Below are 17,539 nucleotides of genomic sequence, written 5' to 3'. Positions count from 1 at the left end.
GGACATACCTCATTTTCGAGAAAGAGGAGCCGGAGAGAGCGCTGCCATCAGCACCCGTTCCCCTTATTCCTCATAGAAGGTGATCTTCAGCAGCTCTTCCGGGGTGGTCTCGCCCTCGCGCACAAGCTGCAGGGCGGCCTCGCGCAGGCTGGTCATGCCCTGATTGCGGCGGGCGGCATCGGTCAGCTCCTCCTGCGTGGCTCCGGCGGAGATCAGCTCGCGCAGCTCGCGGTTGATGATGACCAGCTCGTGGATCGCCACGCGGCCGCGGTAGCCGGTGCCGTTGCACTGGGTGCAGCCGCTGCCGCGCCGCACAAAGGGAATGTCGGGGCCGAGATAGGCGCGCTCCTCCTCGGTGACGGGCATCTGCCGGGCGCAGTGGGGGCAGACCCGGCGCATCAGGCGCTGGGCGACCAGACCGGCCACCGAGTTGGCGATCATGTACCGCTCCACGCCCATATCCTCAAGGCGGACGATGGAGGAGAGCGCGTCATTTGTGTGCAGCGTCGAAAAGACCATGTGGCCCGTGATGGCCGCACGGACCGAGATAGATGCCGTCTCGGCATCGCGGGTCTCGCCGACCATGATGACATCGGGATCCTGGCGCAGCAGGGCGCGCAGGCCGCTCTCAAAGGTCAGGCCCGCAATGTTGTTGACCTGCGTCTGGTTGATGCGGGCCAGATTGCGCTCGACAGGGTCCTCGATCGTCGAGACATTGACCTGCCGCTCGGCGATGGTCTGCAGGACCATGTAGAGCGTTGTCGTCTTGCCGGAGCCTGTCGGCCCGGTCAGGTAGACGATGCCGTTGGGGCGGTTGAGCAGCGGCAAAAACCGCCGGTAGGTCTCATCGTTCATGCCGAAGTGGTTGGCATTTTTAATGTAGGTGTTGCTGGACAGGATACGCAGCACGGCCTTCTCGCCAAAGACGGTCGGCAGGATCGAGACACGGACGTTGACATCGGGGCCGGTCTCAAGCCGGGCGCGGAAATGCCCGTCCTGCGGGATGCGGTGCTCGGCAATGTCAAGGTTGGACATGATCTTGATGCGGGCGATGAGCGGCTGATGCAAAGCGCGCTGCAGCGTCACATAGTCGATGATGACGCCGTCAATGCGCATACGGACCTTTGTCTCGCCCTCAAACGGCTCAATGTGGATATCCGAGGCGGTGGTCGTCACGGCACGCTGCACAAGGCTGTTCAGCAGGCGGATGATCGGCGCGTCCAGATCGCCGCCCTCGGCGGTCATGTCGATGGCGAGGTCCTCGGTCTGCGCGGCGGCCATATCGCTGTTGTTGGCGCTGCGGGCTGCCTTGCGGGCGCTGACCTCGGCGTAATAGTAGCGGACGGCGGGCGCAGCGGCTCCAGCTCGGCCAGCACGATCTCCGGCTCCATGGCGGTCAGCTGGCGGATGTCCTCGATGGCGTAGTAGTTCAGCGGGTCGTTGGCGGCGATGGTCAGCGTATGGCCGCTCTGCGCGATGGGCAGCATGTCATATTTCTGCGCCAGCTCCTGCGGGACCTTCTCAACCGCCGTCACATCAACGTTGGTATGCTCAATGTCGATCATGCGGATCTGCAGGCGCTTGGCAAGGGCCTCCAGGACCTGCCGCTCGTTGACATAGCCCAGCTCCTGCAGTGCCTGGCCGACACGCAGGTCGCGGTGCTCCTTCTGGTAGGCAAGGGCGGCGTTGAGCTGCTCGGCCGTGATGTAGCCGAACTCGATCAGAACATCGCCAAGACGGATGTTTTTCACGGCTGTACGCCTCCTTTGTCACAGAGTACGATGCGCAGCGTCACATTGTAGATGCTGCCGCTGGACGAGGTGCCGTCCGCTGCGGCAAAGCTGCGGGTGGTGATGGAAAAGTTCTGCAGCTGGATGGACGGATAGTTGTCCGCCAGATCATCAAGCAGGCTCAGGAAATTGCTCGCCTCGCCCGAGCAGCTGAAGGTCACATCGGAGGTCTGGAGGTAGCCGGGCTGGTCGTAGTAGGGGACAAGGTCGGCGGCAAGGAACTGCTGCAGCAGGGCATTGCCTGCGGCAGTGGTGTCCACCTGATCTGCCGTGACGGCGGCCGCGGCGCTGCCGGAGGGAGCGGGGCTCTGCCCGGCCTGTGTGCCGGCAATGTAGCCGGTCATGCTCTGGGTCAGCGGCTGGCCGATGCTCAGGGAGACGGGCTGCATGCTGTGGTTCAGCTCAAGGCCGGTCACCAGCGTATCCAGCTCATCGCTGGTCAGGATGCTGTAGTACCGCGCGTTGGCGGTCTGCAGCTCCCCCCAGGCGGTGTTCTTATTGGCGGCGTTCACGCCCGCCTGCAGGATCGTCTCCTGCATGGTGATCTGGGCGTCCTGCGCCTCGGTCAGGTCAGCGCGGGCCTGCTGCAGGCTGCCGATGCCGGGAATCAGCAAAAACCGCACATACAGCACGATAAAGGCCAGCATCAGCACGGCATACAAAAGGATCTTGTCGCGCTTGGTCATCGGTGCAATATCCATAACCGCACCCCCCTTACTGCGGCGCTGCCAGAACGCAGCGCAGGTCGATGGAATAGCCGTCATTGTCGGCGTTGTAGCCGGTATAGCTCACGGTCGAAAAAACGCCGCAGCTCTGCAGCGAGCGGATGTAGGTCGGAATGTCGATGACCTGACTGGAGTTGGCGTTGAACTGCAGCTCGCCCGTGGCGGCGTTGTAGCTGGTGAACTGGATCGTGATGGCAGCGTCGCCCGCCGCTTCGACCCGGTGCAGCAGGCTGCTTGTCACAGCAGGGTAGCCGTCCAGCAGGTCGGTCATGCCGTCGGCGTACTGCGTCAGAGATTGGAACTGCGCGGCCGCCTCAGCGTCCTGACTCGAGGCAAGGAACGACGCGCTGTTGTCATTGCACCAGTTTACGATGTCCTGTCGCTGGCTGGTCAGGGAGGCGGTGTACAGCGTCATGGCACCCCAGCCCAGCAGGGCGGCGGCAACCACGGCGATGCCGGGGGCAGCGGTCCGGATGCTGCGGCTGCGCTGCTCACTCTTGGCGGCGCCTGCGGCCTTTTGCCAGCGCAGATAAAAGTTGTTTTGTTTCATAGCCATAATTTGTATGTTCCCCTGGCTTGTATAGTTGGTGCGCGGGTCAGCGCGCGATCAGATTGCCTGCGGCGGAGAGCGTCTGCGCAAGGGCTGTGCCCTCAGGCAGCTTGACGGTAGGCGAATCCGGGAATTGCGCCACCCGCAGCGCGAGCGCCTCGCAGCCCGGGCGGCAGACGGCAAGGTCATCGGCGTCTGCACCGGCAAAGTAGACGGTCGTGATCGGATTTTCGCTCTTGCCGGCAATGTGGAACTGCAGGATGCCCGACAGCTTCTGTGCGATCTCGGCGCCGGATTCTGCCGAGCCGCGCGGGTTGAACAGGCGGCTGCGGGTCGAGTAGGTGTACTGCCCCTTCACAAACAGGCAGGCCGAGACGGTGTCATCGTCAAAATGCAGCAGCACAAAGGTCTCGCTCTGCAGGGCAGGGATCGTGCGCACCGCCTTGATGGGGGCGGCCAGACCCAGATCGATGCTGTACAGCTTGAAGCCGGCCGCCTTGGCCAGCGCCGCATACCCGGCAATGACGCTCTGCTCCACACGGGTGGCCAGCACCGTGTCGGCGCGGGTCTTGGCATCGCGGGCCAGCAGCATATAGTCGTCAAGCGGAGCCGTTGTCTCGGCACCGCCGGACGAAAGCTCATGCGCCAGCACGGCCAGCCGCTTTTTCTCGCTCATGGCGGGCAGGGAGATGACGCGGTGTACGAACTGACTGCCGCCTACGATCAGCGCCACCCGGCCCGTGGGCAGCTTATGGCGGGCAAAAAAGGCCTTGAGCGCCTCGGCGAGGTCGGCCTCGTTGGTAATGACGCCGTTGATCAGGCAGCCCTCGGGCAGCTGGGCCGCGGCGGCGGCGGTGATCCGTGCGCCCTTGGCAGTGGGGCTGCCCACCGCGGCGTACACCGTGCGGCTGCACAGATACAAAGAGGTAAGTGATGCCATGAGGAACCCTCCGGAATATAGTTTAAATGGCGCCGGACGATGCGCCGATGGTGCCGTAGGACTGGTAGATCGGCACGATAACAGCCGCCACAACGCCGCCGACCACCAGACCCATGATGACGATCATCACAGGCTCCAGCAGGGTGACAAGGCGCTTGGTGGCCATCTCGGCCTCGTAGTCGAGCGTCTCGCTGATCGTGGCCAGCAGACTGTCCAGCTTGCCGGTCTCCTCGCCGACGGCGATGGAGGAGGCCAGCTTGACCTCAAAGCCATCGATCGCGGCGATGGACTGCGACAGGCTGTGGCCGGCGCGGATGCTGTCCAGCGCCGTGCTGAACTGACTTTCGATCCAGCGGTTGCCGATTGAGTCGCGCGCCGCACCCAGCGTTGTGATGATGGGCACGCCGCTGCCGTACAGGTTGGACAGGGTGCTGGCAAAGCGGGCGGTGCAGATCTTGCGGTTCAGCACGCCCACGACCGGCGCATGCAGGATAAAGCGGTCCCACTGGCGGCGGATGCGGGGCTGGGCCAAAAGCAGCCTGAAGCCGAAAAAGAGGAGCGCCAGCGCCACAAGCAGCAGCGGCCAGTTGGCACCCACAAAGTCGCTGGCATCAAGCAGAAGCTGCGTCAGGAAGGGCAGCTTTTCCATCTGGTCAAACATCGGCTTGAACTGGGGCAGCACAAAGGTCATCAAAATTGCGATGACCGCCACGATCAGCACGCAGAGGATGAGCGGGTACATCATACTGTTGCCGACCTGCTGGTTCATCTTATGCTCGCGCTCATAGTAGGTGGCCATCCGGGTGCAGGCGTGGTCGATGCTGCCGGTGCCCTCGGCGCTGCGGATCATCGCCAGCAGCAGGTTCGGGAACGCCGGTGCGCAGGACTCCATCGCATCGGACAGCGGGATGCCCTTGCGCAGCTCGCCCAGCACGGCCTCGTACAGGGCGCGCTGCTGCGGGTCGATGCTGCGCTCATCCGCCATGATGCGGAAGGCACGCACCAGCGGCACACCGGCAGTCAGCAGGGTGCCCAGATTGCGGCAGAAATCCGCCAGCACGGCGGTCTTTAACGGGCGGAAGGTGCTGCGGACGCGCTTGGTCTGCAGCGCCTCGCTCATGTACAGGCCGTCATCGCGCAGCTTGGTGTAGAGTGCCTCCTCGCTGGGGGCGTCAGCCATGCCGCGGACAGTCTTGCCCTGAGCGTTGGTCGCAGTATAACGAAATTGTGGCATAGGGGAGAAACCTCCGAACGGATAGTGAGATCAGGCGGGTGCTGCACCATTACAAAAACGCGCAGTACCATTGCAGGATCGGCTCGCCGAAAAGCATGGCGATTACGATGCCCGCACATAAAAACGGGCCGAAGGCAAAGTGGTCCTTTTTGTCGGCCCTTTTGGCGGCCAGCAGCCAGATGCCGTAAAGGCCGCCGCCCAGAATGCCCAAAAACATCGCCAGCAGCGTGTTCTGCCAGCCGAGAAACAGCCCGGCGGCCGCCATCAGTTTGATGTCGCCGCCGCCGAACGCGCCGTCAATGGCAAGGCAGAGCAAAAGCATCGGCACGCTGACGCAGAACGCCCCGAGCAGGTGGGGCAGCCACCCGGCGGGGGAGAGCAGCGTCCCTACAACGCCGCAGACCGCCAACGCGAGATTGAGCCGGTCGGGGATAAGCTGTGTCTCGGCATCAATGAGCGCAACGCTCAGCAAAATGCCGCAGACCGCCAGCGCGGTGAGCGCCGCCCAGCTCATGCCGAACAGCCCCTGCGTCAGGCTGAACGCAGGGCCGAAGCGCCGGGTGCAGCCCAGCGCCAGCACACCGCCCAGCACTTCGACCAGAAAATACCGCACCGGGATGCGCGCGCCGCAATGGCGGCACCGCCCGCGCAAAAACAGCCAGCTGAAAACCGGCACAAGGTCGGGCGCACCAAGCGTATGGCCGCACTGCGGGCATGCGCTGCGCCCCTGCAGGGGGTCCATGCCCCGGGGCAGCCGCCAGGCCACGACATTCATAAAGCTGAACAGCGCCGCGCCCAGCAAAAAACGGATCAGATTCAAAAGGCACTCAAGCAGCAGCATGGCTCGCCTCCGTCAGGTAATGCAGGCGGTCCTCCGCGCGGAAGACACGGTAGCCCTCGGCAGCGTCATAGACGGCGAAGATGCTGTTTTCCTGATAGAGCAGCCGCTGCACGGTGTAGCCGTTGTCCGCCACCTGCAGAAGGCTCACGCTGCCGGGCAGTGCGCCCAGTGTCTCGATCTCCTCGGCCACGCCGTCGGCAAAGCCGTCTGCGGTGGTCTGGTCGGCAAAGGTGCGCCCGGCGGAATAGCACTGCGCGGACACAGCCCCGGCGGCCAGCCGCGCCGCCTTGATCTGGGCCAGCGCCTCCCGCGCGCGGGCCTGATAGCGCAGCTCGGCCGCGCCGGTCACAACGGTATAGATCACAGCGAGCAATGCCAGCAGCAGGGCCAGCTTTTCAGCAAAGGAGGTCCTGGCCCATTTTTCCCCGGTGTTGCGCAGCCAGGCACCCAGTCGTGCTGCCAGCATGGTTTCACTTCCTCTACTTCTATATATAACACACTAACCAGTATACCCCGCAAAGGCTGTATTTGCAAGGAATTTCACGAAGAAATCCCACATTATTGTTGGAATGTAACACGAAATCTGTCAAAATAGTATGTGCCGCCCGTATAGAACACTATATTTGGTGTAAATTTGTCGAAATCTCACCACACTTGTTGCGAAAACATCACAAACCGAGTATAATGCTATCATATATAGTCTTATTATGCCTTACTGTACAAATTTGCAGGGCGCTGCCGCAAATTCCAACGGCCGCTACGGTGTCTGCCGGGCGGGAATATGCGGCAATGCCGTGATATAAACGGGAGCATCTATGGTGCATTGCAACAAGAAAACGCGCAGAAGCAGCGGCTTCACGATGGTGGAGCTTATGGTTGTGCTGGCGATTATGGCAATTTTGGCGGCCCTTGTGGGGGGCGGCCTGATCGCCTATACCCGTCTGGCCCGGTTTGAGAAGAACGAGGCGAACGCCCGCACCCTTTTCCAGACCGCGCAGATCGCCCTGACCCGCAGGGACACAGCGGGCGAACTGGACGATTTCCGCCAGAAGGTGCTGTTGAACGGTCAGGCAGGCGCGCATTTTGACCCCGCCGCGCAGAAGGCCGATGAGCTGAACAAAAATATCTATGCCCTGTATTATGATAAAGTAACAGATGATGACAGCGACAATGAACTGCTGCGCGAGTTGCTGGGCGATTACATCTACGATGATTCGCTGCTGAATGCGGCCATCTGCGTTGAGATCGACGCCGCCAGCGGGCAGGTGTACTCAGTGTTTTATGACACGAACGCCGACAAGCTGCGCTTTGGGAAAACAAACGGCGCAACGGACATTTATGACCGGAGCTATGACCACCGCCGCCATGACAGCCTTGTGGGCTACTACTCGGCCGAGGACCGTGTGAATGTGGTCGAGCTGCAGCAGACCAAGCTGAAGGTCAAGAACCCGCGCCTTTCCAACACCGAAACGCTGACCCTGAGCTGGGGCGGCGATGTGACCCGCGATACGCAGGTGCAGTATGTGGCAACAGCCTACAAATCGACCGATACGGGCAAGAAAAATCCGCTGTTTGAGATCGAGGTGGAGCTGCCGGCAGTCAAGACCAATGAGCCGGTGCCGCTGAAAACAACAATCTATGCTGCCGACAACGAAGCACCGGTTGAAAAGACCCTCTACTACCCCCTGAGCTACAACAAGGGCAACTTTGTCCTGACGCTGGACTCTATGGCCAGCGCTGATTTGCTGCGCTCCTGCGAGAATGACAGCGGCGAGATGGCAAACAGCATAAGTGTGACCGACAGCAGCCTGTACAGCATCACCCGCCTGCTGTCGGGCGGGCCGCAGGATTTCTATGTCACGCTGCAGGCCAAGGCGCGGGACGACTATTCCGGCAGCTATACCCCCAGCACCCCGGCCGACACCAATGTGGAAAACAGCCTGTTTGCAAAAGAGGCAACAGCCACTAAGGGCAACCTTACCTATTTCCGCCATCTGTACAACCTGCGCTGGGCGGACAGATGGGCGTCCGGCCAGACTGCCGCCGCCTACACCCTCGCCGCGCAGAGCCTTGGCGCCACCGGCCTGAACTGGACCGGCGGCAGCGTTACGGTCTACTGCCCGGCACAGGGCAAAAACTTCCCGCCGGAGGCCAAGGTCCCCTCGGCAGAGGAGGCCGTGGCGTGGCCGACCATTCTGACCTTGCCCAAAAATGTAACGCTGGACGGCGGAAATATCACCATCATGAACCTGCAGCTGCGCGGCAGCTCTGTCTCCCGGACCGGCAGACAGAAAAACGAAAATTTGCTTGATCGCTACATCAGCCTTGTGGGCGAAAATAACGGCACGATCAAAAACATGACCCTGCGCGATGCCGATGTGCAGGTCAATGTTGAAATTGTGACCCGCGCAAAAGGCACCCTGCCGCTGACCGGGACCACAGCCCTGAAGCCGCTGGACACAAGTGACAGCGCGTACCGCGACATCCGCGCGGTCGGTGCTTTGTGCGGCGTCAACACCGGCACGCTGGAAAAATGCACCCTGACCCACGGCAAAAACAATGCGGTTTCCGCGCAGGTGCTGGCAATGCTGCCCTTTGACGACAACGCCACCGCGACAGCCCGCACAACAGTAAGTGGCACAGCCTATTATGAAAACGAGCCGTGCGGCATTGGCGGCCTCGTGGGCGTTGCCATACCCAAAAACGGCCAGACTCAAACAATTTCCGCGCTGACGGTGGACGCCGATGTGACGGTAGCCGGTCTGCTGCAGGACAACAGCCTGAAAGCTGCGGACAATACCCTTACAGAACAGGCACGCTACGCCGCAGCTGCCAGCGGGCAAAACTCGATCTGGCGCAGCATCGGCGTGGGCGGTGTGGTCGGCACGATGGATGCCGCCAACCTGAAGCTTGAGGCAGACCCCATCAATAAAAAAACCATAACCAACAAGGCCGCCGTCATCGGCAGCGCCTTTACGGGCGGCGTTGTGGGCAACCTCTATAACAGTAACAGCAGCAGTGCGGATGTCCCCCTGACCGGCCTTCAGAACGAGGGTACGGTCAGCGTGGGCGCCAACTACCTTGGCAGCGCCGAGGGTGAAAACAGCCGTGTGCTGGGCCAGTTCTTCGGCGGCGTTGCGGGCTACTGCAAAAATGTCACGCTGCGCGGCAGCACCAGCACCACCCGCCGCGATATGACCGAAACACAGCTGAAAACCGCCGTCAAGGGCGGGTATGCTAACGATGGCGCACTCACCGATGGCAGCCCGCTCAAGGGTGATTTTGTCGGCGGTCTGGTGGGCTTTGCCAGCGGGTGTAAGCTGGATAATTGCACCACGCAAAAGGGTTATGTGCTGGGCCGCTGCTTTGTCGGCGGCATGGCGGGCGGCTTCAGCGGCAGCCAGCTTAAAATAACCGGCGGCAGCAACAGCAGCACCGTGCTGGGTAACCGCTATGTGGGCGGTGTTGTGTCGGTCAACGGCAGCCAAAGCACGGTCAGCGGCGTTACCAACAGCGGCCTTGTGGCGGGCCTTGGTAAAAATGCGGCCTATGTGGGCGGTATTGCGGGCCTGAATGATGCCGATTGGGGCAGCATCGATGCAGCAAATATAACTGCCACCATTCAAAACTGCGTCAGCAGCATGGCCTCGGACACCGCCACCAACAGCAGCCGCAGCGCCCTGCTGCAGGCGCTGAGCACCTATAAAGATGCAAGCAATCAAGAAACGACCACCCGCGCGGATTATGTGGGCGGTCTGGTCGGCCGCAACGGCAAAAATGCCGTGCTTACATGGGACAAGAATGCAACCACGGTGCAGATCGGCGCGGTCATCTGCGGCAATGATTTTGTCGGCGGTCTGGTCGGCTGCAACGATGCAACGGCGAAAATCACAAATACCAGCACCTCGCTGCTGACCGTCAGCGGCGAGGTTACGGGCGGCAAGGCGGTCGGCGGTATGATCGGCCTGAACCTTGCCCCGGCCCTGCCCGCGGCCGATATAAAGGTGACGGAAATCAGCGGCACGCTTTGCGTGGGCGGTGTCATCGGCGCTAACATGCCGGTGGCCGGCACGGACGGAACGGCGTTTACCATTACATCCGCCACATCCGGCAGCACGGTCAGCACATTTAAAACCACCGCAAAGGCGGGCCGCATCAAGGCCGACGGTCTGGCGGGCGGCATCATCGGCTATAACTGCCTGCTGGCATCGGCCCCGGACGATTTGACAACGATTCTGCCCACCGTGGCGGAGAAAACAGGCCTTGTGACGGTCAACAATACATTGCCGCGCGATACGGCCAATACCATGACCCTCAGCGGCGCGGCCAACCAGTTTAATCTGGAGGTCAACGCCTATGTGGGCGGCATTGTCGGCTATAACGATGCAGAAACCCGCCTGACCATCAGCAACGCAACGAACGGCAGCGACAGCAACGCGGCATCGGTCGGCAGCCTGAAAATGCGGGGCGAGACCGGCATCCTCGGCAGCGGTGTCAGCCTGCCGGGGTATAACGACAGCTTTAACTATAACGATTATGTTAGCGATAAAAACGCCCGCGGTTCTATGGCGGGCGGCATCATCGGCTGTGTGACCCAAAACACAAAGCTGGAGAGCTGCACCAACTACGGCATTGTCTCCCACAAGAGCGCGGCGGGCGGCATCGCCGGCTGGAATGGCGGCAGCATCAAAAACTGCTCTACCTACGCCACACTGGGCACCCAGCAGGACGGCTATGCCTACCTTGGCGGCATCGTTGGCATCAACAACGGGACGGTCACGGACTCGGCCCCGGCAGCAAGCATCACCGTGCGCGGCCGGTACATCATCGGCGGCGTGGCGGGCCTGAACCTGACAGGTGCGAGCATAAGTTATAACACTTCCGATAGTATCCCCGTTACGGTGCAGGCAAACGAGTGCGCGGGCGGCGTTGCAGGCGTAAACTGCGGCAGCATCGTATTGGGCAGCACAACCCTGCGGGTCAACATTACGGCAGAAAGCTATGCGGGCGGCATTGCGGGCAGCAACAACACGCGCAACGCCACAACAGCCAGCATTGCGGGCGGCAAGGTGACAGGCACCGTCACGGCCACCAAGAACTACGCAGGCGGCGCAACCGGTGCAAACTATGCCGAAATTGCCGATGTGACGCTGATTGGTGGGGCGCGTGTGCGCGCCAATGACCAGTTTGCAGGCGGCATTGCGGGCAGCAATAGGGCTGGCACTAACGGGCAGATAGGCACGATTACGGGCTGCACCAACACTGCGGGGCAGACCGGGAACAACTACACGGTATATGCCACCAACGGCAATGCGGGCGGTATTGCAGGCAGCAATGAAAGCGGCGCCCAAATTGTAGATAGCGTTGTAGGCGGCGTCAAAATCGGCGTTGCCAAGTGCGATGCGGCGGCCATTGCGGCCAACAACTTCGGCATCATCACGGGCGGCACTGTCGGCAGCTGTGATATTACCTTTGCCGGGGAAAGCATCGGTGCGGTCACGGCCATCAACAACGCGGGTGCAACAATCAGCGACGTTACGCTTAGCGAGAACGCAGCCATTGTTTACCGTGGCCCGGCTACCAATGTGGGCGGCATTGCGGGCAAAAATGCCGGTACGATTGATAAGTGTACTGTCAGCAGCCCTGCGCTGAATCTCAGCGGCCTTACGGCCCGGGCAGACAGCATCAGCCTTGGCGGTGCGGCGGGCGTCAATACGCAGGACGCAACAATCAGCGAAACAACTGTTACACTGAACATTACAGACAATCTGAATAAATACAAGAATCTGGGCGGCGTAGCCGGCGAAAATGCCGGCGGCGGCACTCTGTTAAAGTGTACCTATCAGGGCGCGCTGGGGCAGGCTAATACTGCGGCAAACGATAATATCACCACGGGCGCAGCCAATGTGCTGGACACCGTGGGCGGCATCGTCGGCCTGAACAATGGTGAGGTCAATGGGTGCAGGGTGCCCAAAATCACGCTGCAGGTGATGGGTGCCTCGGGCCTGAGCGACAGCCAGACCTATGCGGAAAAGCTGAAAAGCGCCAGCAGCGTGGGCGGCATTGCGGGCCGTAACAACAGCACCATTACATCCTGCTATGTTGCCACAGGGGAAGGCGGCGGCAGTATCATCACCGCGCGCTACGGCTTTGTGGGCGGCGTGGCAGGCGCAAACAACGGCAGCATTAGCAGCAGCGGCAGTGGTGCAGCATTTACGGATAAATTTACCTATCAGGTCGATGGCATAGATTGTGAAAGAACAATGTTTGACCGGGTCAGCATGTTGCTGGACGGCAAAGTGGAAAGAAAAAATGAAAAAACTGGAAAAATTGAAGAAGTAGCCGATGAAAATGATGCTGTCAATACCATGATCACCACCCTGAAAGGCACTGCTTATAATAGCCTTAAAGGCGTTGACACGGTGTCCCTAAATAACAACAATGTCTACACCGCCACCGGCCTTGCCAAAAATGACCTGCTGGTCGGTCTGCGCGGTACAACTGATAAAAACGGAAAATCCAGCGGCTATCTGGGCGGCGTGGCAGGCTTCAACACCGTCAACGGCACGATCACACGCGCGGCAACCGGTAAGTGGTTTGTCTACGGCGACAACACGACCGATGAATCCAAAATCGGCGGTATGATCGGCATGAACGAGGCAACCGGCGAGGTCAAGCTGCTGGTCAACTGCGCCGCCGTGCGCCGCTTTACCCGCACAGACGGCAAAAATGACGATGACACGACCCATAGAGGCAACGCAAAAATTGCCTATGTGGGCGGTGTAATCGGCGTGCAGCAGAACACGACCGATGACAAGTGGGTCATCAGCGAGTGTGTGAACCTTGGCACTGTGTTTGACAGCGGCTCCAACTATATCGGCGGCATCATTGCCTCCTGGCTGAAAAACGGCGGCACGATTGAAAAATCCTTCAACTTCGGCAGTCTTAGCACCAATACCAACTCCGGTGGCGGTTCGGGCACGGTCGGCGGCATCGTGGGCTTTTTTGACCAGCCTACCCCCGGCGGCACGGCAAATATCCTCTCCTGCCAGAACCACGGCGATATTCTGTCCAGCGGAAATTGGCCGGGTGACAATAACAAAAAACACGGCGCCAACGATGTTGCCGGTATCCTTGGCAAGGTGGTCATGGCGGACGGTACAAATGACTATCTGCGCATCAACATTGTCGATTGCGTGAACGGCGATGTTACGATGCAGTGCGAGTCGCTGGCAGCCGGCATCATGGGCTGGCTGGGACCATTTGGTGACGGTGGAACAAAAATTCCGAATAAGGTCGAGGTTTATATTGACCGCTGCCGTAACTACGCTACGGATGTTACAATTTCACTTAAATCAGGCGATATCAACTTGTTTGCAGGTATCTGCGGCAACCGTGGCAATGGCAGTGCAACGAGTGCATCCACCACAGTCACGAATTGTTTTGCTCTGTATAAAAATACTGTTAGTTCCAATAATGCACCCATTGCGATGAACCGTGGAAGCGAAAACATCGTGGCCTACGGCAACTACTTTATGGACGAAAACAGCTTTGATAAACAAAAGATTGCGGCACTGTTGTTGCTTGAAGAAAAAGAACCAAGCAAAAAGGAAGTGTCTTCGGGTGTTTATTGGGGTGCCGCTTGTAGCGGCCACTATAACAAAGGTACACGGCTGTATGCGGGTATTGATAACTCCATAGAGAGCGGAAACCGTTTCTTTGCAGCAGGCATGATGTTTGATCGGAATTTGGATACGGTTGATACTAGAAAATGTTACATAAAGCCTGTAACCGCTGAACAAAAACAGGCCACGATTTTCTATACAGGCAATCCCAGCGAACACGAAATCAACAATAAGGATCTTGCAACCATCCTGCTGTGGTACGGCGATACAGACAACAATAAAGCCCCGAGTATGCAGGACATCACGGACGACTTGATCCAGAACTACTATACGCAAGTTCTGGACAAGCGCGCCCCCGGGAAGGTCTCTGACTTGCAAGTTGCGCATAAAAAAGATAGCAGCGCTGTCTATGGCCGCTATGAGGTGACATGGACGGCCGCGGCCACAGACGGCATTTTCCCGGATAACCAGATACAGAATGTGAGCCATTATCTGGTAACGCTGTATAAGGTTGACGGCGATAGCAAGACGCCTTTGGAGGGCTACCAAAACATAAAGGTCTACGGCACGCGCTATCTGTTTGACGCGGATGATGCGCTGGCGAACGCTATTGGCAACAGCCAATTCTGTGTCGGTGTAAAGGCCGTGAACGGAACCGCCACAGGTGCAGAGGAAATGTCTGCCGCGCAGTACTTCGTGCGCCCCCTGCCCACCCCGAAGCTGGAGATCCGCCTGAAAAAACAGTACAGCAATGGGCAGCCCTACGGCCAGTATCTTGTGCTGACAAACGCAAGTGATTATCAAAACGCGGGCGGCTGGCAGGTAACCGCCTACCTGATGAACCAACCCAATACGGAAATTACGCTGAGTGCAAACACCACCGAAGCATTGATAGCAAACGGCCTTGGCTCTGCCACCCGCCTGCGCGCCACGGCAACCCCGGGTGAAGGTGCAACAGGTGCATGGATGGAGTCTGCCCGCTATGATGAGGAGATCGGTATTCCTAAGACATACTATAGCACCGGGGATAAAGGTAGCAACAGCGGCCTTGTCCACGGTACGGCGTTTGAAACAAATAAGCCAACCATGGGTCAGCCGGTCATAACCGGCAGCACGGCGGATGATCTGTCGATTACCGTGAACCTGCAATTTACCGCAGATACGATTTTCAACACCGTGCCGAACTACCGCGTTATGCTGGTGGGTCAATATACCGGTAATGAACAAATCAGCAATGCGGCAGAGGATACAACGGTAGCCAACCCACAGCCGCTGAAAGGCCAGTATGTGACGCTTGCTGCGGTGGAAAAGCCGGTCTACAGCAGCGGTACGGAATTTGTGCTGAGCAACCTGCCCGCCGTGGTCTTTGACGGCAGCTACACCGACCTGAAGGTCATCTCTGTGCCTATTGATGCCGGTTATCCGCAGGTCGTGACCCGCTGGGAAATCACCGCAGATGATGCCCTGAATGCTATTGAAAAGAGTAACAATAGCCCCGTCAGCTGGAACAACGGCATCGAGATCGTGCGCGGTGCGGACGGCAAATTCAGCTATTACCACCTGACCCCGCTGCAGTTCTTTGCGAGCCAAGATTCGTGGTATGACATGGCTAAAAAGCAGATCCGCAAGGATGACCTCAACCTCACACTTCTGAAAGCCCCCAAGGTAAGCAGCGAAACCACGAGCAATGTGGATGGAAACAACAAGCTGAACTATACCTTTACATGGACGCAGTACAAGGCGGACGGCAGTGTTGATACAAGCAAGCATGACTACGATGTCACCCTGTACGGTCTGCTGACCCAAAAGACGGGCGAAACCACCGCAATCGCGGACAAGGAAAAAATCGAGCTGAAGGACGGCGTGTCGCTGGCGGATAAAACCACATTTGACACCAAAACCGGCACCTATACCCTGACCCTCTGCGTGGACGATGACCTTGCAAGCGGCAGCTGGCGCTATGATACGGTGCGGCTGCATGTCACCCGTAAGCCGGACACTGGGGACACCAATGCAATCGGTCTGGCGGGCGAGGCAGATTGTACTGTTAAGCAGCGTCTGTCTGCGGTAGGTCAGGTCAACAGCATCATGCGCACCAACGACAACAGCGCCAATGCACTGAACTACGACATCACCTGGCCCGCAAGCGCGGACGACAAAGGCGAGAACACGGTGACATATACCCTGTACGCAGAAAAGCTTGACGGCAATACTTGGACGGCGCTTGCCGACTGGAAGGGCATCACGAAAAACAGCTGCACCGTTGACCTTGAGAAGTATCAGGGCGTGACCCTGCGGTTCTATGTCGTAGCAAATGCGGTTGACGGCAAGAAGTATTGCAGCCCGAACGGTGAGTACAGCAACCTGCTGGTTGTAGAAAAGCGCCTTGCTGCGCCCGTTGTGACCACAGCCGCGCTAAGCTACCAGACGCCGAGCCAGACCCAGTTCCTGACCGAGGAGAAGCTGACGCTGACGGTTCAAGACGCCAGCAGCGGCAGCTACTACTACATGGGCTATCTCTTTAAAGATGCCGCAGATTACAAGCAAATCGCGGAGTTGGCGAACAGCTATCAGCATGCGCAGGCGCCCGATGCAAAGGCCGCTAGTCTGGCAGCCCTGACAAATGCGCTGAATGATATGCTGGCCGACACGACCAACCCCGGCCGCGTGCTGCGCCTGCTGCCGGAAGGCCGGATGGACGGCGGTGCGCAGGCAGAAACGACAACGGACGGCGCAGCGTTTGCGCTTGGCGATGAAAGCTTTACCATGAAGCCGGAGTATGCCGGTTACTGGCTGCTGCCCGCCCTGCGCCGCATGTCCACCGACGGCACAACCGCCAGCTCCAACTGGTACTACTATGTTGCAGACGGTTTGAGCGAAACACCCACCCAGATGCAGCTGCCCAAGATCAAGCTGGATGCACCGCAGACGAACCAGAACGCCTTTACAACTGTAGATTCCAAGGCAACCCTGCAGCTGTTCGGCGCTGACGGTGAGACGCCATGGACGCCCGCAAGCACAGAGGCGGATATTTCCCGCTTTGCAGTGGAATGGAACGCCGTAAACTACAGCAAGGAAACAGGGGAAGGTCTGGCAGACAAGTATCAACTGGAGATCACTTCTGCCGATGACAAAACAACCGACAAGATCACCTTTACTGTAGCCAAGCGGAATGTAATGGACGAGAACGGTACGATCACAACCAAGTGCGGGGAAATCCTGTCTGTGACAAAGGAAGTTACAATAAAGGATACTGCCTATACGATCACGATCCCGCAGAGCGAAGAAAACGGGCGCACATTCTATGATCTGACCACTACGGTCAAGACAGACGAGAAGGGCGAGGCAGTCCATGACGAGAACAATAATCTCGTACTTGCAACGAACCATGTGACGCTGGATGGCCATTATGAGCTGAAGGACGCCAGCGGTACGCCGCGCTATAAGCTCGAAACCTTTGCAACGCTGGAATACCTTGACCGTGACGGTGAGCCGGGCTACCGCGTAACGCTGCCTGACCTTGTCGATCTGCTGCACAAGGACGATACACGCCAGCGCATTACCGATAAGGTTACTGTGCTGGCCGAGGGCGATGCGGAAAAGACCACCCAGTCTGAAAAGCTGGAATTGACTGTGCCGAATGACGGTACAGCTGCCGCCCTGACCCTGACAGCAGAGGAGCAGCCCGCGCAGGACGCTGCAGCAGAGCAAAGCCCTGCCGCAGCACCACCGGTTTTGCGGGCGGCGCGTGTCCTGCGGGCAACGCCCGAAACGGCTGCAGCTGAGAAAGAGGAGCTGCCTGCAGTGGGATAACACAATGAAGGAGGGTATACC

7 protein-coding genes and 1 pseudogene are annotated in these 17,539 nt (G+C 59.2%); 1 reads left to right on the top strand and 7 read right to left on the bottom strand.

The window, feature by feature from the left end:
* Positions 1 to 63 precede the first annotated feature (63 nt).
* From OGM67_09970 to OGM67_09940, 7 genes and pseudogenes are all read right to left on the bottom strand, one after another.
* Positions 64 to 1,751, bottom strand: a pseudogene (locus OGM67_09970) (ATPase, T2SS/T4P/T4SS family).
* A complete protein-coding gene (locus OGM67_09965) occupies positions 1,748 to 2,491 on the bottom strand; it encodes a hypothetical protein (GenBank protein ID UYJ33910.1) in 744 nt (247 codons plus the stop codon). The pseudogene OGM67_09970 and the gene OGM67_09965 overlap by 4 nt, the downstream one beginning before the upstream one ends.
* 13 nt (positions 2,492 to 2,504) lie before the next feature.
* Positions 2,505 to 3,071 carry a hypothetical protein gene (locus tag OGM67_09960; protein ID UYJ33909.1) on the bottom strand — a complete coding sequence of 189 codons (567 nt, stop codon included), beginning with the start codon at positions 3,069 to 3,071 and terminating at the stop codon, positions 2,505 to 2,507.
* A 40-nt stretch (positions 3,072 to 3,111) separates the two neighbouring features.
* The gene (locus OGM67_09955; protein ID UYJ33908.1) at positions 3,112 to 4,005 is read right to left on the bottom strand and encodes a hypothetical protein; all 894 of its coding nucleotides are present in this window, start codon (positions 4,003 to 4,005) and stop codon (positions 3,112 to 3,114) included.
* 22 nt (positions 4,006 to 4,027) lie between these two features.
* Positions 4,028 to 5,239 (bottom strand): type II secretion system F family protein, encoded by a 1,212-nt coding sequence (locus OGM67_09950; protein UYJ33907.1) that lies wholly within the window; start codon positions 5,237 to 5,239, stop codon positions 4,028 to 4,030.
* Positions 5,240 to 5,288: 49 nt separating this feature from the next.
* The gene (locus OGM67_09945) at positions 5,289 to 6,080 is read right to left on the bottom strand and encodes a prepilin peptidase (protein ID UYJ33906.1); all 792 of its coding nucleotides are present in this window, start codon (positions 6,078 to 6,080) and stop codon (positions 5,289 to 5,291) included.
* Complete coding sequence (locus OGM67_09940) at positions 6,067 to 6,546, bottom strand: hypothetical protein (GenBank protein ID UYJ33905.1); 480 nt, start codon at positions 6,544 to 6,546, stop codon at positions 6,067 to 6,069. Before OGM67_09940 ends, OGM67_09945 begins: the two co-directional genes overlap by 14 nt.
* A 349-nt stretch (positions 6,547 to 6,895) precedes the next feature.
* Here OGM67_09940 and OGM67_09935 point away from each other — a divergent pair, with 349 nt between their 5' ends.
* Positions 6,896 to 17,518, top strand: coding sequence for a type II secretion system GspH family protein (locus OGM67_09935; GenBank protein UYJ33904.1), 10,623 nt, complete (start codon positions 6,896 to 6,898; stop codon positions 17,516 to 17,518).
* Positions 17,519 to 17,539 lie beyond the last annotated feature (21 nt).

It is taken from the genome of Oscillospiraceae bacterium (assembly GCA_025757985.1).
Taxonomy (GTDB): Bacteria; Bacillota; Clostridia; order Oscillospirales; family Ruminococcaceae; genus Gemmiger.
This window is presented reverse-complemented; position numbering and strand designations above follow the sequence as displayed.